The organism is Streptomyces sp. NPDC047108 (assembly GCF_040643575.1).
Lineage (GTDB): Bacteria > Actinomycetota > Actinomycetes > Streptomycetales > Streptomycetaceae > Streptomyces.
In genome coordinates this window covers 62,578-82,449 of the sequence record NZ_JBEYUP010000015.1, presented here as the reverse complement: position 1 = coordinate 82,449, position 19,872 = coordinate 62,578, and the positions used below count along the sequence as shown (strand labels likewise).

The window sequence follows — 19,872 nt, the reverse complement described above, 5'->3', positions numbered from 1 at the left end:
CTGGCAGGTGGAGGGGCAATGGCTGAGTTCAGGTTCGAACTCGACGATGAACAGAAGGCGGTCAAGGACTGGATCCATGGCTTTGCCACGGATGTTATGCGCCCGGCCGCGGCCGAGTGGGACGAACGCGAAGAGACGCCGTGGCCCGTGATCCAGGAAGCCGCCAAGATCGGCCTGTACTCCCTCGACTTCTACGCGCAGCAGTACTTCGACCCCACCGGACTCGGCATCCCCATGGCCATGGAGGAGCTGTTCTGGGGTGACGCGGGCATCGGCCTGTCCATCGTGGGCACCGGACTCGCCGCCGTCGGCGTCATGGCCAACGGCACCGAGGAGCAGATCGGCACCTGGATCCCGCAGATGTACGGAGACCCGGACGACGTCAAGGTCGCGGCCTTCTGCTCCTCCGAGCCCGACGCCGGATCCGACGTGGCCTCCATGCGCACCCGCGCCGTCTACGACGAGGCCAAGGACGAATGGGTCCTCAACGGCACCAAGACGTGGGCGACCAATGGCGGCATCGCGAACGTCCACGTCGTCGTGGCGGTCGTCGACCCGGACCTCGGGTCCAAGGGGCACGCCTCGTTCATCGTCCCGCCGAACACCCCCGGTCTCTCGCAGGGGCAGAAGTTCAAGAAGCACGGCATCCGCGCCTCGCACACGGCCGAGGTGGTCCTCGAAGACGTCCGCGTCCCGGGGAACTGCCTGCTCGGTGGTAAGGAGAAGCTGGACGAGCGCCTCGCGCGGACCCGCGAGCGGGCGAAGACCGGTGGCGAGCGAAGCGAGATGGGGGTCCCCCCGGCCGGAGGCAGGGGGAGTGTCAAGAACGCGGCCATGGCCACCTTCGAGGCGTCCCGCCCCGCGGTGGGCGCGATGGCGGTGGGCACCGCCCGCGCCGCGTACGAGGAAGCACTCGAATACGCCAAGACGCGCACCCAGTTCGGACGCCCGATCATCGACAACCAGGGCGTCGCCTTCCAGCTCGCCGACATGCGCACCCAGGTGGACGCCGCGCGCCTGCTCGTCTGGCGCGCCTCCTGGATGGCGACCACCGGCCAGCCCTTCACGGCGGCCGAGGGCTCGATGTCGAAGCTGTTCGCGAGCGAGACCGCGAAGAAGGTCACGGCGCAGGCCGTGCAGATCCTGGGCGGCAACGGCTTCACGCGCGAGTACCCGGTGGAGCGGATGCACCGGGACGCCGCGATCTACACGATCTTCGAGGGGACGAGCGAGATCCAGCGCCTGGTCATCGCCCGCACCCTCTCGGGGATGCCCATCCGCTGACCCCGCGCCCGTACGCCGGCACGAACGCCGCCCGCCGCCCGCGCCCGGAAAGGCGGGCGGCGGGCGGCTGCGTGAGGACGTCAGGCCCGGGGCGGCGGGGCGTCGGCGTACGGGTTCGCGGGCCGCGCGGTGCGTTGCACTCCGTTCGCGTCGAGAGCCGCGGCGGCGGAGGGCGTTCCGACCGTGCCCACCGGGCGCCAGGTGCCGGTGACGGTGACCCAGGTGTCGGTGGCCGGGGGAGGGGCGCCGTGCACACGGACCTTGATCGCCTGCGAGTCGGCGGCGCAGCAGCTCAGGGACAGCCGGGTCAGATACCAGCCGCCGCCCTGGCCCGGGGTGACGAAGCCGGTCATCGAGACCGTACGGCCTTCAAGGCTCCGCGCGCCGTCCCGCCGTGCGCGCGAGCTGAAGTCCGACAGCGGCATGACGAGGGGCGAGGCGCTGGGCAGCGGGGCGAAGCGCGTGTTCTTCGCGTCCGCCGCCGGATCGCCGTCGCGCGCCGCGGTGTACGAGCCGAGGGCGGGCGGTGTGAAGAAGAGCAGGCTGAGCGCGGGGAAGAACAGGAGCCAGGCCACCCTCGGGCCGCGGCTGTGGTCGTGCCCATGCCCCTCCGCGTGCCCGTGCCTCTCTGTCTGCCCGTGCCCTTCCGGGTGTCCGTGCTCGTCGGCATGCCCCTCATCCGTCCTCGCGGGCCGGGTGGACGGCTTGGCGAAGGGGAAGCCGTCGCGGGCAGCGCTCACCGTGCCCAGGGCGACCAGCAGCACGCCCGAGACGATCAGCAGGGGCCGCAGTCCCTCCTTCACGAAGCGCAGATAGACCTCGCTGAAGAGCGCGATGTGCAACAGGCCCGCGCCCGACAGCAGGAGAAGAAGAATCTGGACATTGCGCCTCATAGCAGCCACCACCCGATCAGTGCGCTGGAGACGACGGCCACCACGGCGGTCGCCGCGGAGAACCGGACGGCGAAGGCGCGCCCGAAGGTGCCCGACTGCAGGGCGACGAGCTTCACGTCCACCATCGGGCCGACCACCATGAACGCCAGCCGCGCGGTGGGGGAGAAGCCGGTGAGGGAGGCGGCGACGAACGCGTCCGCCTCCGAGCAGACGGCGAGCACGATCGCCAGCGCGGCGAGGAAGAGCACCGAGAGCCAGGGCGACCCGGCGAAGGTGTCCAGGACGGAGCGCGGGACCGCGACGTTGAACGTGGCCGCCGCCATCGCCCCGACCACCAGGAATCCCCCGGCGTGCAGGAAGTCGTGCTGGAAGCCGAGCCGGAACTCCTCCCAGCGGCTGTGCCCGGGCGTGTGTCCCGTACGGTGCGCCGGCAGCCGCAGCCATTCGTCCCGGCCGAGGCGGATCCACAGCCAGCCCATCGCGGCCGAGGTGACGAGCGACGCGACCAGCCGGGCGGCCACCATCTCGGGGGCGCCGGGGAAGGCGACGGCGGTTGAGGCCAGCACGATCGGGTTCACCGCCGGTGCCGAGAGCAGGAACGCGAACGCGGCCGCGGGCGCGACCCCGCGGCGGATCAGGCTCCCCGCCACGGGGACGGACGCGCACTCGCAGCCCGGCAGGACGACTCCGGCGGCGCTGGCCACCGGGACGGCGAGCGCGGGCCGCTTGGGCAGGGCCCGGGCGAAGACCCGGGCGGGCACGAAGGCGTTGATGGCCCCGGAGATGACGGTGCCCAGGAGCAGGAACGGCAGCGCCTGCACCACGATGGCGACGCAGACCGTACGCCAGGCACTCACGGCCGCGGGATCCGGCCGGTCGACCGCTCCGGTGAGGACGGCCGCCGCGACGGCGAGCGTCAGCGCCGCGGCGGCGAGTACCGGCCACCGGGGCAGGTCCCGGCGTCTGCCCGGGGCCCTGGGGGCGGCGCTCGTACCGGCTGGATGCGGCACCGGTGAGGGGGTGCTCGTCAGCTCGTCCGTTCTCTGCACTGCGACTCCGCACGTTCCGCGACCGAGGGCTGCTCACGATATGGGCGAATGGGGCAGGTGCCGGGAAACGCCTCGGGTGGTTGGTCCAGAATCATCCGTTTCGCCGGATAGCCGTCCGCCATCAAAGGGGTGTTTCACTCCCTCAATGCATCAAAATCGAATTCAAGCACCAAAACGGACAATTGGATTCACGGTGAGCCATCTCACATAGGTGCTCCCGGGAATGTGACCTCGCACACTCGAAGGGGGCGAATTCCTTCAACTTGGTTACCGGCTGCCCCTCGTGAGAGCCGTTCAGTAGTAATCGCTATTGCTGTGGGGCAAAGATCGGCAGCGCAGCGTGACGCAAAAGGAAGTCGATCTGCCGTCCGGCGATTCAGACAATTGCAGGGCACTTGTGGCGAAGAAATGGATGTGTTTATTTTTCCGCTGCCTGCCCATCGAAAGGGCGGGCGCCCATCTACCGGAGCGCCGAGTCCTGCCGCCGGTGGGGGGAGAAACGACAACGCACCCACGGCAGGAGCGGGGGACCCAAGGTAAGTGCCGTACCGCGCGATCGGCGTGGTCCGGCTAGGGGTGAAGACGTGCCGCAAGCAGCCTCATGGCTGCCGGACGGCGCGGCCGGGCAACTCCAGCCCGAACCCGACAGCTCACCTCGCAGGCGTAGGAGAGGAAGCCCCTATGTCTGTACGCGGACGTCATCGCCGCTTCAAGCCCAACCGTCTTACCCGTGCCACGTTCGTCGCCGCCGCGGGCGGTGCCGGTATCGGTCTGTCCTTCATGGGCGCCGGCAGCGCGAACGCCGCCTCGACCAGCACCTGGGACAAGGTCGCGGAGTGCGAGAGCAACGGCAACTGGAGCATCAACACCGGCAACGGTTTCTTCGGTGGCCTGCAGTTCACGCAGAGCACCTGGGACGCCTTCGGCGGCAGCAAGTACGCCGACCGTGCCGACCACGCCAGCAAGGCCGAGCAGATAGCCGTCGCCGAGAAGGTGCTCGCGGGCCAGGGCCCGGGCGCCTGGCCGGTCTGCGGCCCCAAGGCCGGCCTGGCCAAGGGCGGCCCGGCCCCTGAGGCCCCCGCCGCCGGCGAGAAGGCCGAGACCCTTCCGGCTCCGGCCAAGGACCGTGCCGACCGTGGCGGCGACAAGCGCCACGGCAAGGGCGAGTCCTACACCGTCGTCAAGGGCGACTCGCTCTCCAAGATCGCCACCGACAAGGACGTCGACGGCGGCTGGAAGCGCGTGTACCAGGACAACCGTCAGGTCGTCGGTGAGAACCCGAACCTGATCCACCCGGGTCAGAAGCTCAGCCTCGGCGGAGGCAAGGGCGAGGCCGGCCACGACGGCTGGAAGAAGCAGGGCTCGAAGCACGCCGCGCCCAAGGCCCAGGCTCCGAAGCAGGAGGCCAAGCCGGCCGCCAAGCCCGCAGCCGGCAAGAGCGCCGACGGCTTCACCGCTCCCCTCGACAACCCCACCCTCAGCACCCCGTACCACCAGGCGGGCGGCGCATGGTCCAGCGGTTACCACACCGGCGCGGACTTCTCGGCCTCCACGGGTACGGCGGTCAAGTCCATCGGTGCGGGTGAGGTCGTTTCTGCCGGTTGGGGCGGCAGCTACGGCAACCAGGTCGTCATCCGCCACGCGGACGGCAAGTACAGCCAGTACGCCCACCTGTCCTCGCTGTCCGTCTCGGCGGGTCAGTCGGTCACCGGCGGCCAGCAGATCGGCCTGTCCGGCTCCACCGGCAACTCCTCCGGTCCGCACCTCCACTTCGAGGTCCGCACCGGCCCGGACTACGGCTCGGACATCGACCCGATCGCCTACCTGCGCGACCACGGCGTCACGATCTGACGCTCGTACGACTCGAACGGCTACGGAGTCTTCCCTCCTGACTCGATGAGGCGCCGGTTCCCCGTGACGACGGGGAACCGGCGCTTCGCTTCGTCCGGGGTGCGGGCCAGGGGTCGCCGACGCGCAGCCTGACGGCAGCGTGGCGTCATGCGCCCCGGCACAGGGCCCTGATCATCTCGCCGTGTTCCGGGTAGCGCGCGGCCAGTTCGTCCGCGTCGCCGCCCTCGTAGTCCGAGGGGAGGAATCCGGGCGCCAGCGTGCATCCGATGAGGGCGTGGCTGCCGCCGTCGCGCACCCGGGCCCCCATCCACGTACCGCCCGGGACGGTGAACTGCACGTGCTGCCCGGCCGTCACGTCCTGGCCCAGCACCTCCACCCGCGACGTGCCGCCCGGCTCCAGGAGCAGCAACTCCACCGGGTCGCCCAGATAGAAGTGCCAGACCTCGTCGCGGGGCAGCCGGTGCATCGCGGAGAACAGGTCACCTGCGGCCGCCATCAGGAACAGGATCGCCGTGCCCGAGGGGTGCCCGCCGGGTCCTGCGGGTCCGGCCCAGGTCTGCCGGAAGAGACCGCCTTCGAGGGGCAGCGGCTCCAGGCCGTAGAGCGCGGCGAGTTCGGCGACCGACGGGACGGGATTCGGCATGAGGGCCTCCGCGGTGTTGTCGCGTGTGGTGTCGGAGAAACGGAAGTGATTATTCATGGCCGTGGCATGACAGTGATTCCCCGGCCTTCCGGCCAGCGTTCCGGATTCCGATCTTCCAGTAAACGAGGCTCTCTTGTGGACCGCGAAAACCGGCCTTAATCTTGGCGCGCCCCGCAGCAGGAGAGGAAAAACACCCATGCCCGCACACGGCCGCCACCGCAGGTATCAGCCGAACAGGATCTCCCAGGCATCTCTCACGGTCACCGCGGGCGGGGCGGGGATAGCCCTGCCGTTAGTCGGCGTCTCAGGTGCCGACGCCGCGCCCGTCGACACCTGGGACAAGGTCGCGGAGTGCGAGGCCACCGGCGACTGGAGCATCAACACCGGCAACGGCTTCTACGGCGGGCTGCAGTTCACCCAGTCCACGTGGGAGGAGTACGGCGGTACGGCGTATGCGCCGCGCGCCGACCTCGCCACGAAGGACCAGCAGATCGCGATAGCCGAGAAGGTCCTCTCCGGACAGGGGCCCGGAGCCTGGCCCACGTGCTCGGGCAAGGCCGGACTGACGCGCGGGAGCGAGGCACCGCGCACCACCGCGCACACCGAACCGCAGGTCTCGCGGAAGGCGCCCACCGACCCCCGCCCGGACCGCATCAGACCCGAGTCGTACACCGTGGCCAGCGGCGACACTCTCTTCGCCATCGCGCGAGTGCGCGACGTGGACGGCGGCTGGGAGCGGATCTACGAGGACAACCGCCGTGTCATCGGCGACGATCCGGACCTCATCATCCCCGGGCAGAAGCTCGTCATCGGCCGGAAGGCCGGCCCCGCGCAACGGACCGACCAGCCCGGCCGGACGGAGACGTCCGCGAAGCCCGGGAGCGCGGAGCGGCAGGGACAGCAGGCGAAGAAGCGCTCCGGTGCGGACCGGGAGGAATCCCGGAGGCAGGCGGAGCGGAAGGAACGCCAGGAGCGCCAGGAGCGCCAGGAGCGTAAGGAACGCCAGGAGCGCAGGGAACGCGAAGAGCGGAAGGAGCGGGCCGAACGGCAGAAGACGTCGGGCGGGTCCCGGGCCTCCGGGGTCGTGAGCCCCGTCGCCAGCACCGCCATCGGCACCCCGTACCACCAGTCCGGCTCCGCCTGGTCCAGCGGCTACCACACCGGCGTCGACTTCCCCGTCCCCACCGGCACGTCCGTACGAGCCGTCGCGGGCGGGAAGGTGGTCGAAGCCGGCTGGGGCGGCTCCTACGGCTACCAGGTCGTCATCCGGCACGCGGACGGCAAGTACAGCCAGTACGCGCACCTTTCGGCGCTCTCCGTCCGCGCGGGCCAGCCCGTGAACGGCGGGCAGCGCATCGGCAGGTCGGGCTCGACCGGCAATGTCACCGGCCCGCACCTGCACTTCGAGGTGCGGACCGGTCCCGGCTACGGATCGGACATCAACCCGCTGGCCTACCTGCGCGCCAGGGGCATCAGCATCTGACGTCCCTCCCGCGTGCTGCGGGAGAGCCGGTCACCAGAGCTTGTTCACCGCCGTGCGCGTCGTGTTCTTGAACGCCCGCACGGGGGCGTCGTCGAACGTGCCCATCTGTCCCCAGCGGACGACCGTGACGGTCCGGCCGTCGCGCCCGACCGCGAACAGATGGACGTCGGAGGCGCCCCCGGTCCGCTCGAGGTGGACGCCCTGCACCCGGGCACCCTCCTCGACGGCGAGCTTCCCGTAGCCACGCCACTCGGCCGTGACGTCCGGGTCCTCCTGCTCGGTCCGGTCGGCGCACTCCCGTATGGCCTTGTTCCAGAGCGCGGCCAGGCTCCTGGCCCGCGCCGTGTCGCGTTCCACGACGGTCACTTGCGTGGCGCCGGTGTCCAACTCCGTCCAGAACTCCCGGTACTGCGAGGTGGCACCCGGCAGGGCCTGGCCCACGCAGAACGGCAGCGGGTCCGGAGTTCCGTTCGTGACCGGACCCGCGTACCAGGGCGAGGAGGGGTGCGGCGGGAGTTGGCCGGGCGCGAGGAAGGCCGGTCCTGACGCGGCGACGGCGCGGGCGGGCGGTGCGGATAGCGCGGCCGGCCCGGTGGCCGCCGACGCGGCGGCCGGTGCGGCCGCGAGGACGCCCGCGGCGACGGCGAGGGTGGCGAGAGCCGCGGCGCGGGCACGGCCGCTATGTGTGCGAATGGGCATGACGGATCCCCCCGTTGCGATGGCTGATGGCGCTGCGCCGCTCCCCTGTTGCGGCGCAGCGACACCAGCATCGGCGCGGGGCGGGGCGCCGGGCAACGCTGCCGGCACGATCCGGGACGCCGGGACGGTTCCAGGGCCCTGACCTGGGACGGAAGGCAGTGCCTGGAACGACGCTCCGGGACGGGGAGCGGTTGCGCGGCAGGTTTTCGCGTGCGGGGACGCGGTGTTCGCGTGCGGGGACGTGACCTTCGAGGACGCGACGCCCGGTCCGTCCCGGGCCCGTCCGTGCTCTGCCGTGTCCGTCGTCTCTTCGGTGTCCCGGCGGCCTTCCCTCCACCGGGCGGAGAGCCGTCAGGCCGTCCGGATGCGGCGCAGCGCGAGTACGGCGTTGTGTCCGCCGAACCCGAAGGAGTTGCTCAGTGCGATGTCACCCGGCTCCGGCAACGGGCGGGGAGCACCCGTGACGACATCGAGGCCCAGCGTCTCGTCCGGTTCGTCACATCCTGCGGTCGGCGGTACGAGGCCGTGATACAGCGTCAGGACCGCGGCCACCGCCTCCACCGCGCCCGCCGCTCCCTGCAGGTGCCCCATCGCGCCCTTCGGCGCCGTGACGGGCATCGCGGGCCGTTCGCCGAACACCGCGCGGAGCGCGAGCGCTTCGGCCGCGTCGCCGGTGCCCGTGGCGGTGGCGTGCGCGTTGACGTGCAGGACGTCGTCCGGCTTGGCCCCGGCGTCGTCGAGTGCCTTGTGCAGCGCGTCGACCACTCCTTCGCCGTCGGGACGCGGCGCGGCCATGTGGAACGCGTCGGCCGAGACACCCCAGCCCGCCGCTTCGCAGTAGATACGCGCGCCCCGCGCGCGGGCGTGGTCCTCCGACTCCAGGATCAGCAGGCCCGCACCTTCGCCGACCACGAATCCGTCCCGTGCGGTGTCGAAGGGCCGTGACGCCTTCTCAGGTCCGTGGGTCCCGGGGGAGAGGGCCCGCATGGAGGCGAAGCCCGCCATGATGGCCGGAACGATCACAGCCTCCGTGCCGCCCGCGACCATGACGTCGGCGTGCCCGTCCCGTATGCGGTCGATGGCGATGCCGATGGCTTCCGTCCCCGAGGCGCAGGCGCTCGAGACCGTACGAGCCTCGGCTCGTGCCCCCGTGTCGATGGCCACCTGTGCCGCGGCACCGCTGGGCACGATCATCGGCGTGGTGTGCGGGGAGACATGGCGCTGTCCGCGTTCGGCCAGGGTGCGGTCGGCGTCGACCATCACGGGCGCGCCGCCGATGATGGTGCCGATGGAGACCCCGACGCGTCGGGCGTCGAGCAGGCCTTCGGCCACCTCGTCCTGTGCGAAACCGGCGTCGCCCCACGCCTCGCGGGCGGCCAGCACCGCGAACTGGGCGCTCCGGCTCATGGTTCGGGCCCGGGCGCGGGGCAGGCGCTCGGCCGGGTCCACGGCGGCGGGCGCGGCGATCCGGACGCCCAGGTCCTCGAACTCCTCGCCGTCCAGGCGCCGTATGCCGCTCCGGCCGTCCAGCAGGCCCTGCCAGGTGGCCGCGGCGTCACCGCCGAGCGGGGTGATCGCGCCGACGCCGGTGACGACGACGCGCCGGCCGCCGCGCGGAGGGCGCGAGACCGGGTCGTGCCGGCACACGACGGCGTGCGGGTCGCGGGCCATGAGGGCCCGCATCTCTTCGTCGGTGAGGGGTGTGTCGGTGCCGCCGAACGGTCTCTCGGTGGCGGCGTCCGGGCGGTCGGAGTCCCCGGGCCGGACGTGCCAAGCGCCGTCGCGACGGACGAAGTGGCGTTCCGTGCCCTCGGGCCGGGCCGCGTCCAGGACCGACATGCGGTCCCCGTCACGGAAGTCCGCGCCTGGCCCGGTCGGGACGATGAGGGGGACGGACTCCGGATCGACGCGCTCGCCCGCCACTTCGACCGGGCCGGTGCGGGGGTGAACCGCGTGGAAGTCGGGGCCGCCGCGGACGGCCCGCAGCGTCAGCCGGACGTGCTCCTCGTCCGCGGGCGAGGCGTCGAGCACGGCGAAGCGGCGGGCGCCGTCGGCCACGAGCACGTCGCCGGGCACCAGTTCACCGCAGGTGCATATATGAGGGTTCTCGGATGAATTGGACATCTCGGGCATGTGTGTCACGGGGGCGTCCTTTCGGCTTCCGCGCAGGGGTCGGCGGATCGGCAAAGGTGATGAATTGCCCGCGATCGTAAATTCGCCCCGAGGGGACGGGAAGTGATGCAGATCCCATTCGTCCGGATAAACCGGGCAATGTGTCTCGTTTCACGTTCCGGATCGCGTCGAGTCCGTGCCGCCCATGTCGCCCGTAGTGCCTGTGCCGCCCGAACTCCCGCTGCCGTCGCACCCGGGCGCGCGCTCTTCGTGTACGCCGTCGCCGCGCATGCCCTCCCTGTGCGCGCTGTCGGTGCCGTGCGTGCCATGCGTGCCGTGCGTGCCGTCGGCTCCGCGCGTGCCGTCCCCGCGTCCCGGCCGGGGTGTCCGCCCGTCCGTCTCCGGCTGCAGTTCGAGGGCTTCGAGCAGGAAGGCGAGATCCTCGGGGTCCTTGGCGTGACCGGCGACCACCCTGCGGGCGGCCCGGCGCTGGCTGCGCCGTTCGGTCGCGGCGCGTTCCGATTCCTTGCCCTGGCCCTTGTTCGCCTCGCTGGGGTCGAGGTGGGGTGCCGGCTGGCCGGATGGAGGGTTCATCGGACGATCCTCGCGCCGCGCCGATCGCTCCTGGCGCAGGGCATGGCCGAAGGTCACCGGATCGGCGCAGTGTGGCGCAAAGTCGTGTAGCGTTCAACTAGGCCGGACAGTCGGTGGTGGATACGGTCCCGCCCCGGCACCCGCACCTCCCGGTCGGCCCCGGCCAGGTCCCCCCGTCCTGGCTGGGGCCTCTTTCATCAGCGCCCTCTCGCCGCGCGCCCTGCGCCGGTCCCGCCGTGCTCAGGACCCAGCCGCCTCGAGCCGGTCGCGCTGCGAACCACCGTGGACGCCGGTCCCGCGCCGACGCCGGCCCGGGATGGGCGACCGCGAAACCGCGTACATGCCGAACCCGCGAGCAGACGGGCCGCGACTTCGTCGCGTTCACCTCCTCCTCCCAGCTGCGTTTCGCCACGCCCCCCAACGGGCGGGGTGAGGCGTATCTGCGCAAGGCGTGCGGGTGGACAGGCAGGCGGAGCAGGTCGTACGGGAGAGGCCCGTCGGCGGAGGCCGGCGGCGGCGCGGGAGCCCGTGGCTGACGACCTGGCGTACCGTCTGCCGCTCTCATGCCTCACAGATGCCGGCGGTCCGACCGGACGGCCATCGGGGCATGTTCCCTTGTATTAACCCCACTTACCCGGGGAAACCCCTTTCCTCGGCGGTGTAACTCGCATCACTATGGGCACGTCCGTCACGTACGGATACACCGTCGGCGCCCGATACGGCGTCCGTGCGGAGCACAGGAACGAGTCACCGAGAGGGTGCCTGAGCTGCACAGCGCCAACCACAGCTCCGAGGCCGACATCCGCAGTTACGGCAGGGTGCCGGACGCGGAGTTGACCGAGCGCATCCGCGCCGGCGCCCCGACCGCCTACCCCGCCACGCAGGAACTCCGCGGCCGCCATCTGCCCGCGGTCCTCGCCTATGCACGCCTCTGCGGCGAGAACCAGGTCGCCGGCAACCAACTCGCCGCGCAGGCCTTCGGGTTGGCCGCGCAGGAGGCATGCCGCGGCATCGAGCCCAAGGGGACCTGGCGGCACCATCTCCTGATGCTGGTCCAGCGGGTGGCGGTCACGTGGGCGTCGGGCGCCCGCCGCGTACGGCTGGACTCCGGCTTCGCCGACTGGCTGCACGAGACGGCCGATCCACGGGACGGAGATCCCGCACAGGGCCGAACGGCCGCACAGCGCACGGGAGTCGGGCAGGAGCGGAGCGAGCGGCAGCGTCTGCGCCTGGAGGACTCCTCCGCCATGCTCGCCGCCTTCTACGGTCTGCCGGAGCGCACCAGGGGAGTCCTCTGGTACGGGGTGGTGGAGGACGAGAGCGACACCGAGACCGCGCGGTGTCTCGGTGTCCCCGCGCCGGTCGTGGCCGAGCAGAAGGGCAAGGCGCTGGAGGCCATGCGCCAGGCCTATCTGCAGGCGTATCTGAAGCGGAGCGGCGACCCGAAATGCCAGGGGTACCGGCGCATCATCGAGGCCGCGGCCCGGCCGGGTGACCGGCGCTACAGCGAGGATCTGACCCGGCACCTGGAGGGGTGTCCCGGCTGCACCCTCATCCTCGACGAGCTGATCCGGATGACCGAGCACCCGCGGACCGTCCTCGCAGAGGGGCTGCTCGGCTGGGGCGGCGCGGAGTACATCGCCGCGGGGCCGGTCACGGGACTGCTCGCGCCGGCGGCAGCGGGCGAGCAGCCTCCGGCAGCGGAGCCCGGCGCGCCAGCCGCCACCGGGACGCCCGACGGGCCGGGCGGCGACGGCACGGCGGACCGCCGCGGCCCGTGGTGGAACTCCCGGCCGCTGGTCCTGGTCGCCGCGGCGGTCGTGGTCTGCGCGGCGCTCGGGACCGCGCTCCTGGTGCCGGACAACGACGACGGCACCCCGGCGGGCAGCGGGTCCCATGCCGCGCCGAAGCCTCCCGGGAAGCCGAGCATGAGTCCGCTCACGCCGCCTCCCACGGCGAGCAGCACCACACGGCCGCCGAAGAAGCCGGCGCCCGAGCCGACGCCGACGAAGACGAGTGCGCGCCCGAGCCCCACGCGTACGCCGTCCCCGTCCGAGACCGCGCCGACCTCGCCCGCCCCGAGGCCGCCGGAGGGCTATCTCCAGGTGGTCAACGCGAGTTCGGGCCAGTGCCTGGACATCGAGGACGGGATCATGGAGGACGGCACGGACGCCATCACGGCACCCTGCACGGGCGCGCTGACGCAGATGTGGCGTCCGGAGAACACCGGCCTGTTCCGGTCGTACGCCGACTCGGACTTCTGTCTGGACTCCCGCGGTGACACCGACCGCGGCGTCGGCATCTGGGACTGCTCGGACGTCGAGGGCGACGAGGGCGAGAACCTGATCTTCCTCATCGACCGGTCCGGTGCCATCCGCCCGCGGATCGACCTGGATTTCGCCATCACGCCCACGGACGAATCCCCCGGAAGCGAGGTCGTCCTGCGCCCCGCCGTCGGGCGGGACGACCAGCGGTGGATGGGTGGCCGCGTCGTCGCGAGCCGGGCCGACTAGGCGGAGTCCCGGCCCGGGCCGCCGCCAAGAAGCGGCCGGCCGGGCTGGAGGCCCCGGCCGAGGCGGGCCGCGCGACACGCCGACGCCGCTCCTCGCCGAGGCCGATGTCCGGGTGCCGAGGCGGCTTCTCTGATGCGTCTGTGAAGTGATGTCGCTTTCGAGGTTGACATGAGAAATGCGACGGACGGACGATCGGTCATGCTCGCACCGATAAGGGTGCAGTGTCCGAAGTGCGCAGGTGATGACGGATCGGTCACCCAACGTCAGCAGTCCCCGACGCGGTCTTTCGGAGGAGGAGGCGATGAAGCTTCCCTACTCGTTCGACGTATGCACGGAATCGGCTGGTCAGAACGCCGTGGTGAAGGTGAACGGTGAACTCGACATCGCCACCGCGCCCCAGCTCCGCCTGGCTCTGGCCCAATGCATGAAGCCGCCGCTCAGCAGTCTCACGGTCGACTTCGGCGGCGTCGTCTTCTGTGACTGCGCGGGACTGAACGTGCTCATCGGGGCGCGAAAGGCCGCCGACGCGGTCGGTGCGCGCTTCCAGGTCTCCGGTATCAGCCGACAGGTGCGGAAGCTGATGCGGGACACCGGCACGGACGCGCAGTTCCGGAACGCGCCGCCGCGTGACGAACCGGAGCAGCCCTTCGACCCGTCCGCCCTGGGTCCCTCAGCGCTCATGCCGCCGGTGATGGCGTTGCCGACCGCACGACGGGAGCCCCCGGGTCCGCAGGCACACGATCACGCCCGGCCCCAGCCGGCCGCGGGTGTGTGCGCCACAGCCTGCCCCGGATCCGGCTCCCGGGCCGCTCTGGCTTGATGTGGTTCGGCCGCCTGCGGAGCCCCCGGCCCCCTCGCCGGGGGCTCCGCCGCAGCCGTAGGCGACAGGACCGGCCGAACTGGACGCGCAGGCGTGCGGACGCGTACGGGCCGGTGGGGGCGCGTACGGGCTGTGTCCCCGCGCACGAGCCGGTGCGCCCGCGTACGGATGTGCGATCTTCAGCCGCGGCCGTCCGCCGTGAGACCCTCGGGGACCGACACCGTCGTCCCGCACGGCGAGGGAAAGGGTGCGCATGGCCCAGTTCGACCTGCCGCTCGACGCGCTCCGCGACTTCCGGCCCGAGCCGGACGAACCCGAGGACTTCGATCTCTTCTGGGAGAAGACACTCGCCGAGACCCGCAGCCGTGCGCCGGCCGTCCGGTTCGAATCCGTCCGCACCCCGCTGACCACGGTCGAGGTCCACGACGTCACCTTCGCCGGATTCGGCGGCCACCCCGTCAAGGGCTGGTTCCTGCACCCGGCCGGTGCGCGCCGGCCGCTGCCCCTCGTCGTCGAGTTCGTCTCGTACGGCGGCGGACGCGGGCTACCCCACACCCATCTCCTCTGGCCCTCAGCCGGGTTCGCCCACTTCGTGATGGACACCCGCGGCCAGGGGAGCGGGTGGAGCCCGGGGGACACCCCGGATCCGGTCGGCGGCGGCCCGGCCTTCCCGGGGTTCCTGACCCGCGGTGTCGGTGACCCGCACGACTACTACTACCGCCGGGTGTTCACCGACGCCGTCCGCGCCGTCGAGGCGGCCCGCACGCATCCGCTCGCGGACGCCGCGCGGACCGCGGTCCGCGGATCCAGTCAGGGCGGCGCGATCACGCTCGCCGTGGGCGGACTGGTACCGGATCTGGCGGCGATCGCGCCCGACGTGCCGTTCCTGTGCCACGTCGAGCGGGCCGTGACGCTCACGGACTCGTTCCCGTACAAGGAGATCGCCGGCTACCTGAAGACGCACAGGGGCAGGGTCGCCGATGTCTTCCGTACGCTCGCCTACTTCGACGGCGTGCACTTCGCCGCCCGGAGCCGGGCTCCCGCCCTCTTCTCCACGGGCCTGGAGGACCAGACCTGCCCGCCCTCCACGGTGTTCGCCGCGTTCAACCACTACGCGGGCGAGGACAAGCACATCGAGGTCTACCCCTTCAACGAACACGAGGGCGGCGGCCCGCACCACGAGGAGCTTCAACTGCGCTGGCTGGCACAGCGGTTGACGGAACGCTGAGCGCCCGCGGCCTGCGCCCTCCTACTCCGGCCCGTAACTGATCACGGCAGCCGCAGCACCATCGTGGTCTCCCGCGCGTCGATGCCGACCATGCTCTCGGTCGGCCCCGGAGCGCTCTCCGCGTACTTGTCGCGGTACGCCTCCGACACCCGCCGGTTGAGGGCGTCGTCGTGCACGTCCTCGAGACCCACGGGCACGACGTCGTCCCCGACCTGGATCTCCGCGCGTCCGTCCGCGTGGGCGCTCCGGTACCAGTCACCGCGCGTGCCGCGGTAGGAGCGGACGTACGCGTCGTGGTCGACGACGACCACCCAGACCGGACGGCTCGACCAGGACCCGTCCCGGCGCCGCGTCCGCATCGCGATCTCCTGCTCGTGATCGAGCGTGGTCACGTCCATGCCACCACCATGACACCGCGCCCGGAGGGCCGCACCCGCTGGCCGTACCGCCCGGAACGGCCTGCCCGTACGGCCCCGCGCGTCTCTCCGCCACCGCCCGGATCCCGGCTCCTCACCCACCTCCGCGAGTGAGGAGCCGGGCCCGTTCGGTCAGGTGTGACTGCCCGTCATGGAGGCGTAGACGACGATGTTGTCGGCGTACCGGTGGTCGTCCGCGGAGAACTTCCCGCCGCAGGTGATGAGGCGCAGCGCCGCGTGATCGACGTTCTTGTACACGGACAGGGTGGGGAAGCGGTCCTTGCTGTACTGCTCGATCCGGTCGACGGTGAACTCCGCGGTCCGGCCGTCGCGGCGGGCCACTTCGACGGTGTCGCCGGCCTTGAGGGTGGACAGGCGGAAGAAGACCGACGGCTCGCCGTTCCAGGTCACGTGTCCGGCGATGACGGACGGCCCGGTGGCGCCGGGCGTCGGACCCGGCGTGTACCAGCCCGCCTTGGCCGGGTCGCGCGGCGTCTCCATCGCCCCACCCGCGCCCCGGCCCAGCCGCTCCAGGGTCGAGGAGACCTTGAGAGAGGGGATGGTGATCCGCTCCGGCGGGGAGGACCGCAGGCTCCGCACCTGCTGCTCCCCGCCTCCGGCCTCCTGCGCCTCCCCGGCCTCGCCCTGCGCCGTGTCGCCGCCTCCGGCACCGGTGCCGTCGGCCGCGGCGGGCGCGGGGGGCACGGCGCGGGCCGGTGCGTCGCCCTTCCGCGACAGGCCGAGGACCAGCAACGCGGCGGCGGTCACGGCGACGACGGTGAGGACGGCGAGGAGGAGAGGTGCGCGCGAACCGGTCCTCGTACGGCGTCCGCGGCCGCTCATGCGGAGTCCCGCCGCGTGGACACGCGGACCCTGACGGCACGGTGACGCGCGGCCGTCAGTACACCGGCAGCGCCCAGCAGCGCGATGCCGCCGGCCATGGCGACGACCGACGGGGTTCCCGTCGCGGGGTCACCGGCGCCGGTCCCGGTCTCGACGCCGCCCACCGGGACGGAGCCGATGGCCGCGCCTTCGACGATGCCGCAGACGGCCGGTGCGGTGGCCTCCTGGGGGAGCTTGGCGTCGAGTTCGCTCTTGCCCTTGCCGAAGTCGTACTTCTTGTTGCCGTTGGGGTCGATGCCGTGCTGGACGATGTGCAGGTCCTGGAGGTGCTCGGCCACGTCCTGGGAGACGGTGAGGGTGCGTTCGTAGGTGAGGTGGCCCCGCGCGTCCGCGGCCGGCATGCGGTCGACGGCGAGCCCGCTGTCCTTCGAGGTGTCGCCGGAGGTCGTCAGCGAGATGTTGATGTCGCCGTAGTCGGGGATGCCCTCGGCGGTGGAGACGATGCCGTCGCCGTCCTTGTCGTCGCTCCCCTCGGGGCAGTGGAAGTCGTGGCCGTCGGTGGCGCCGTGGATGTGCTGGGCGTGCGGCTGGCCCGGGGTGAGCCCTTCGGACTCGATCTTGACCGTGAGCTTGTCGCCCTCGAGATGGAGCATCGCCATGCCCGTGCCGCCGGAGTCGTTGAGCGGCTTCAGCTCGATCTGGAACGCCTTGCCGTCTCCGGCGCCCTCCTCGCCCGCAGCGCCGTCGGCGCCGTTCGCACCGTCCGCGCCGGACTCGTACCCCCCGATCCGCCGTCGCCGGGGCGAGAGCCGGAGCCGTGGTCGTCGGCGAAGGACGGGGATCCCGCCGTGAGCAGGAGGACGGCGGGCAGGGCGGCGAGGGCCGCGAGCCGGGTGGCCTTGCTGGGTATCACGTCGAGCATCCCCTTCCGTACGGCCCTGGAGGGCAGGGCCGCAGAGCGGTTCCGTGTCGGATCGGCCGGCGCCCGTGGGGCCGTCGGGATCCCGGGGAGGACCGACGACCGCCCGGGCGGGCGGCGTTGTCTCCCATTCGGAGCCGCTTACGGGGCGGATTGGTCGCGTGTGACGAACGGTGCGGCGCCGTGCGGCGCGGCCCGGTCAGCGGAGGTTGCGCTGGGCGTCCACGATCTTCGCGATCGTCGGCTCGGTGCCCATGCGGCGCTGCACCCGCTCGGCCAGTCCGGGGAACTGCCCGGCGATGGCGCTCAGCACCTTCAACTCCATCGGCGCGACGTTGACTTCGCACAGATCGCGCTCGACGGCCCGGATCACGCCGGCCGCGACCTGACGGGGCGACACGGTCCGGACGCCGCCGGGCGGGTTGGCGCCCGTGGAGGCGAACATGCCCGCGTCGCGCACGAATCCGGGCTGGACGAGCGAGACGCCGACCCCTGTGCCGTGCAGGTCCTGGCGGAGGCCGAGCGTGAAGCCGCGCAGCCCGAACTTGGTCGCGTTGTAGAGCGAGGAGGACCGCGTGGCGGCCTTGCCGGAGATCGAGCCGACGAAGGCGATGTGCCCGCGCCCCGCCTCGATCATCGTCGGCGCCATCAGGCGGGCCAGCGCGATGGGGGAGTGCAGATTGACGGACAGCGCCCGCTGGACCTGCTCGGGGGTGTAGTCGAGGAGGTCGCCGCTGGAGGGCAGGGCCGCGTTGGCGACCACGATGTCGACGTCCGCGCACTCCTCGGCGAGGCGGGAGACCTGGTCGGGATCGGCGAGGTCGGCGACGACGGCGCGGGCGCCGAACTCGTCCGAGACCTTCTGCAGCGCATCGGGACGTCGGCCCGTGAAGACCAACTTTGCCCCTTTTCGTGCGAGTTCCTGAGCGATGGCGTTGCCGATGCCGCCGGTCACACCGGTGAGCAGAACGGTTGATCCTGTGATGCGCATGCCAGTAGCCTCCCCAGTTATTGCTGTTCGTTCGAACGAACAATATGGAGGAGGGGCGGCCGTGTCCACAGCCGAGTTCACAGGACTTACCGAGCAGGTCCGATTGCTGGCGGAGGGGCGAACGACATCCGTGGCACTGGTGCGCGAGTCGCTCGAGCGCATCGCGCAGACCCAGTCCACGCTCAACGCCTTCCGCTTCACCCGCGCCGAAGAGGCGACGCTGGAGGCGGAGGAGGCCGACCGGAGGCTCGCCGCGGGGGAGAGGCTTCCCCTGCTCGGCGTCCCGGTGGCCGTCAAGGACGACACCGACGTCGCCGGGCTGCCGACGCTCTTCGGCTGCCGCGGAGAGGCACCGCCCAAGACGGTGGACGGCGAGTCCGTACGGAAGCTGCGCGAGGCCGGCGCCGTGATCGTCGGAAAGACCAACGCGTGCGAGCTGGGCCAGTGGCCCTTCACCGAGGGCCCGGCCTTCGGCGCGACCCGCAACCCGTGGAACACCGGCCACACGCCGGGCGGTTCCTCCGGCGGCTCGGCCGCGGCGGTCGCCGGAGGGCTCGTCCCGGCCGCCCTTGGCTCCGACGGCGCGGGCTCCATCCGCATACCGGCGGGCTGGACGCATCTGGTGGGCATCAAGCCGCAGCGCGGCCGCGTCTCCCTCTACCCGCACATCGACGCCTTCCAGGGGCTCGCCGTCAACGGCCCCCTGGCCCGTACGGTCGCCGACGCGGCGCTGCTGCTCGACGTGGCGGCCGGTCCCCACCCGGAGGACCTCAACCAGCCGCAGCCCATCCAGGCCGTCGAAGCCGCCCGCCGCGAACCGGGCCGCCTGCGTATCGCGCTCGCCTGGCGCCCGCCGTTCACCACCACCCGCGCCACCGTCCACCCCGATGTGCGCCGCTCGGTCAGCCGCATCGCCGAGGCGCTGGCCCGCCTCGGCCACCACGTCGAGGAGGCGCGCCCTCGCTACGGCCTCATCGGGCTGAGCTTCGTGCCGCGCGCCACCTCGGGCGTCGCCGAGATCGCCGGGTTCCACCCCGAACCGTCGCTGCTCGACCCCCGCACCCGCAGCGCCATGCGTACGGGCGGACGCCTCAACGGCCGCGCGCTGCGCATCGCCCGCGCGCGGGAGGCCCGTCAGCACGCCAGGGTCGGCGCGATCTTCGACCGCTTCGACGTGGTGCTCGCCCCGACCGCCGCCGCCCCGCCGCCGCGTATCGGTGCCTTCGACGGCATGACGGCCTGGCAGACCGACACGACGATGGCCGCGGCCTGCCCGTTCGCCTGGCCCTGGAACGTCCTCGGCTGGCCCGGAGTGAACGTCCCCGCGGGCTTCACCCGCGACGGACTGCCGGTCGGCGCCCAGCTCCTCGGCAACGCGGGCACGGAGGAGCTGCTGATCTCGCTCGCCGCCCAACTGGAGGACGACCAGCGCTGGTACGAGCGCACACCCGACCTCGCCGGGTTCACGGACGCCGCACCGGGGCTCGTGCAGGACGCCGCTCCGGCCGGAGGCGCACCGGTGGAACAATGATCC

Annotated in this window: 17 protein-coding genes and 1 riboswitch; of the genes, 7 read left to right on the top strand and 10 right to left on the bottom strand. The window is 72.0% G+C overall.

Features of this window, described 5'->3' with window-relative positions; translation table 11 throughout:
- Positions 1-18 precede the first annotated feature (18 nt).
- Positions 19-1,284: an acyl-CoA dehydrogenase family protein gene (locus ABZ822_RS24710; protein ID WP_360858215.1), complete on the top strand. Its 1,266-nt coding sequence runs from the start codon at positions 19-21 to the stop codon at positions 1,282-1,284.
- 80 nt (positions 1,285-1,364) lie between these two features.
- On the opposite strand, the gene ABZ822_RS24705 is transcribed toward ABZ822_RS24710, so the two are convergent.
- Both ABZ822_RS24705 and ABZ822_RS24700 read right to left on the bottom strand, forming a co-directional pair.
- Complete coding sequence (locus ABZ822_RS24705; RefSeq protein ID WP_360858212.1) at positions 1,365-2,177, bottom strand: TIGR03943 family protein; 813 nt, start codon at positions 2,175-2,177, stop codon at positions 1,365-1,367.
- Positions 2,174-3,130, bottom strand: coding sequence for a permease (locus ABZ822_RS24700; RefSeq protein WP_360858437.1), 957 nt, complete (start codon positions 3,128-3,130; stop codon positions 2,174-2,176). The genes ABZ822_RS24705 and ABZ822_RS24700 overlap by 4 nt, the downstream gene beginning before the upstream one ends.
- Before the next feature lie 555 nt (positions 3,131-3,685).
- Positions 3,686-3,903: riboswitch (cyclic di-AMP (ydaO/yuaA leader) on the top strand.
- A gap of 4 nt (positions 3,904-3,907) precedes the next feature.
- On the opposite strand from ABZ822_RS24700, the gene ABZ822_RS24695 reads away from it, so the two are divergent.
- On the top strand, positions 3,908-5,077 hold the full coding sequence (locus ABZ822_RS24695) for a transglycosylase family protein (protein ID WP_360858209.1): 1,170 nt from the start codon (positions 3,908-3,910) through the stop codon (positions 5,075-5,077).
- A 145-nt stretch (positions 5,078-5,222) separates the two neighbouring features.
- Here ABZ822_RS24695 and ABZ822_RS24690 read toward each other — a convergent pair whose 3' ends face one another.
- On the bottom strand, positions 5,223-5,720 hold the full coding sequence (locus tag ABZ822_RS24690; protein WP_360858434.1) for a cupin domain-containing protein: 498 nt from the start codon (positions 5,718-5,720) through the stop codon (positions 5,223-5,225).
- Positions 5,721-5,916: 196 nt separating this feature from the next.
- On the opposite strand from ABZ822_RS24690, the gene ABZ822_RS24685 reads away from it, so the two are divergent.
- Positions 5,917-7,203 carry a transglycosylase family protein gene (locus ABZ822_RS24685; RefSeq protein WP_360858206.1) on the top strand — a complete coding sequence of 429 codons (1,287 nt, stop codon included), beginning with the start codon at positions 5,917-5,919 and terminating at the stop codon, positions 7,201-7,203.
- A gap of 30 nt (positions 7,204-7,233) precedes the next feature.
- Here the strand turns inward: ABZ822_RS24685 and ABZ822_RS24680 are convergent, their stop codons facing one another.
- The 3 genes from ABZ822_RS24680 to ABZ822_RS24670 all read right to left on the bottom strand — a co-directional run bounded on the left by ABZ822_RS24680 (position 7,234) and on the right by ABZ822_RS24670 (position 10,608).
- A complete protein-coding gene (locus ABZ822_RS24680; RefSeq protein ID WP_360858203.1) occupies positions 7,234-7,902 on the bottom strand; it encodes a hypothetical protein in 669 nt (222 codons plus the stop codon).
- Between the two features lie 351 nt (positions 7,903-8,253).
- Positions 8,254-10,035 carry a beta-ketoacyl-[acyl-carrier-protein] synthase family protein gene (locus ABZ822_RS24675; RefSeq protein ID WP_360858431.1) on the bottom strand — a complete coding sequence of 594 codons (1,782 nt, stop codon included), beginning with the start codon at positions 10,033-10,035 and terminating at the stop codon, positions 8,254-8,256.
- A 150-nt stretch (positions 10,036-10,185) separates the two neighbouring features.
- Entirely contained in the window at positions 10,186-10,608 is a 423-nt protein-coding gene (locus ABZ822_RS24670; RefSeq protein ID WP_360858200.1) for a hypothetical protein, read from the bottom strand.
- Between the two features lie 758 nt (positions 10,609-11,366).
- Between ABZ822_RS24670 and ABZ822_RS24665 the strand changes: the two genes are divergently transcribed.
- From ABZ822_RS24665 to ABZ822_RS24655, 3 genes are all read left to right on the top strand, one after another.
- The gene (locus tag ABZ822_RS24665) at positions 11,367-13,121 is read left to right on the top strand and encodes a ricin-type beta-trefoil lectin domain protein (RefSeq protein ID WP_360858196.1); all 1,755 of its coding nucleotides are present in this window, start codon (positions 11,367-11,369) and stop codon (positions 13,119-13,121) included.
- Positions 13,122-13,422: 301 nt separating this feature from the next.
- A complete protein-coding gene (locus ABZ822_RS24660; protein ID WP_360858193.1) occupies positions 13,423-13,941 on the top strand; it encodes an STAS domain-containing protein in 519 nt (172 codons plus the stop codon).
- A 253-nt stretch (positions 13,942-14,194) separates the two neighbouring features.
- Positions 14,195-15,169 (top strand): acetylxylan esterase, encoded by a 975-nt coding sequence (locus tag ABZ822_RS24655; protein ID WP_360858190.1) that lies wholly within the window; start codon positions 14,195-14,197, stop codon positions 15,167-15,169.
- 41 nt (positions 15,170-15,210) lie between these two features.
- Here ABZ822_RS24655 and ABZ822_RS24650 read toward each other — a convergent pair whose 3' ends face one another.
- The 4 genes from ABZ822_RS24650 to ABZ822_RS24635 all read right to left on the bottom strand — a co-directional run bounded on the left by ABZ822_RS24650 (position 15,211) and on the right by ABZ822_RS24635 (position 18,338).
- A complete protein-coding gene (locus ABZ822_RS24650; RefSeq protein WP_360858187.1) occupies positions 15,211-15,567 on the bottom strand; it encodes a DUF2255 family protein in 357 nt (118 codons plus the stop codon).
- 150 nt (positions 15,568-15,717) lie between these two features.
- The gene (locus tag ABZ822_RS24645; RefSeq protein ID WP_360858184.1) at positions 15,718-16,428 is read right to left on the bottom strand and encodes a class F sortase; all 711 of its coding nucleotides are present in this window, start codon (positions 16,426-16,428) and stop codon (positions 15,718-15,720) included.
- The gene (locus ABZ822_RS24640) at positions 16,425-17,126 is read right to left on the bottom strand and encodes a hypothetical protein (RefSeq protein WP_360858428.1); all 702 of its coding nucleotides are present in this window, start codon (positions 17,124-17,126) and stop codon (positions 16,425-16,427) included. The genes ABZ822_RS24645 and ABZ822_RS24640 overlap by 4 nt, the downstream gene beginning before the upstream one ends.
- A gap of 420 nt (positions 17,127-17,546) precedes the next feature.
- The gene (locus tag ABZ822_RS24635) at positions 17,547-18,338 is read right to left on the bottom strand and encodes an SDR family NAD(P)-dependent oxidoreductase (RefSeq protein ID WP_360858181.1); all 792 of its coding nucleotides are present in this window, start codon (positions 18,336-18,338) and stop codon (positions 17,547-17,549) included.
- A gap of 61 nt (positions 18,339-18,399) precedes the next feature.
- On the opposite strand from ABZ822_RS24635, the gene ABZ822_RS24630 reads away from it, so the two are divergent.
- Complete coding sequence (locus tag ABZ822_RS24630; protein WP_360858179.1) at positions 18,400-19,869, top strand: amidase; 1,470 nt, start codon at positions 18,400-18,402, stop codon at positions 19,867-19,869.
- Positions 19,870-19,872 lie beyond the last annotated feature (3 nt).

Coding starts and splice junctions, on each gene's coding strand:
- ABZ822_RS24655 (WP_360858190.1), top strand. CDS start 14,195: ATGGCCCAGTTCGACCTGCCGCTCGACGCGCTCCGCGACTTCCGGCCC.
- ABZ822_RS24645 (WP_360858184.1), bottom strand. CDS start 16,428: ATGAGCGGCCGCGGACGCCGTACGAGGACCGGTTCGCGCGCACCTCTC.
- ABZ822_RS24660 (WP_360858193.1), top strand. CDS start 13,423: ATGAAGCTTCCCTACTCGTTCGACGTATGCACGGAATCGGCTGGTCAG.
- ABZ822_RS24675 (WP_360858431.1), bottom strand. CDS start 10,035: ATGCCCGAGATGTCCAATTCATCCGAGAACCCTCATATATGCACCTGC.
- ABZ822_RS24690 (WP_360858434.1), bottom strand. CDS start 5,720: ATGCCGAATCCCGTCCCGTCGGTCGCCGAACTCGCCGCGCTCTACGGC.
- ABZ822_RS24635 (WP_360858181.1), bottom strand. CDS start 18,338: ATGCGCATCACAGGATCAACCGTTCTGCTCACCGGTGTGACCGGCGGC.
- ABZ822_RS24650 (WP_360858187.1), bottom strand. CDS start 15,567: ATGGACGTGACCACGCTCGATCACGAGCAGGAGATCGCGATGCGGACG.
- ABZ822_RS24670 (WP_360858200.1), bottom strand. CDS start 10,608: ATGAACCCTCCATCCGGCCAGCCGGCACCCCACCTCGACCCCAGCGAG.
- ABZ822_RS24695 (WP_360858209.1), top strand. CDS start 3,908: ATGTCTGTACGCGGACGTCATCGCCGCTTCAAGCCCAACCGTCTTACC.
- ABZ822_RS24705 (WP_360858212.1), bottom strand. CDS start 2,177: ATGAGGCGCAATGTCCAGATTCTTCTTCTCCTGCTGTCGGGCGCGGGC.
- ABZ822_RS24685 (WP_360858206.1), top strand. CDS start 5,917: ATGCCCGCACACGGCCGCCACCGCAGGTATCAGCCGAACAGGATCTCC.
- ABZ822_RS24680 (WP_360858203.1), bottom strand. CDS start 7,902: ATGCCCATTCGCACACATAGCGGCCGTGCCCGCGCCGCGGCTCTCGCC.
- ABZ822_RS24710 (WP_360858215.1), top strand. CDS start 19: ATGGCTGAGTTCAGGTTCGAACTCGACGATGAACAGAAGGCGGTCAAG.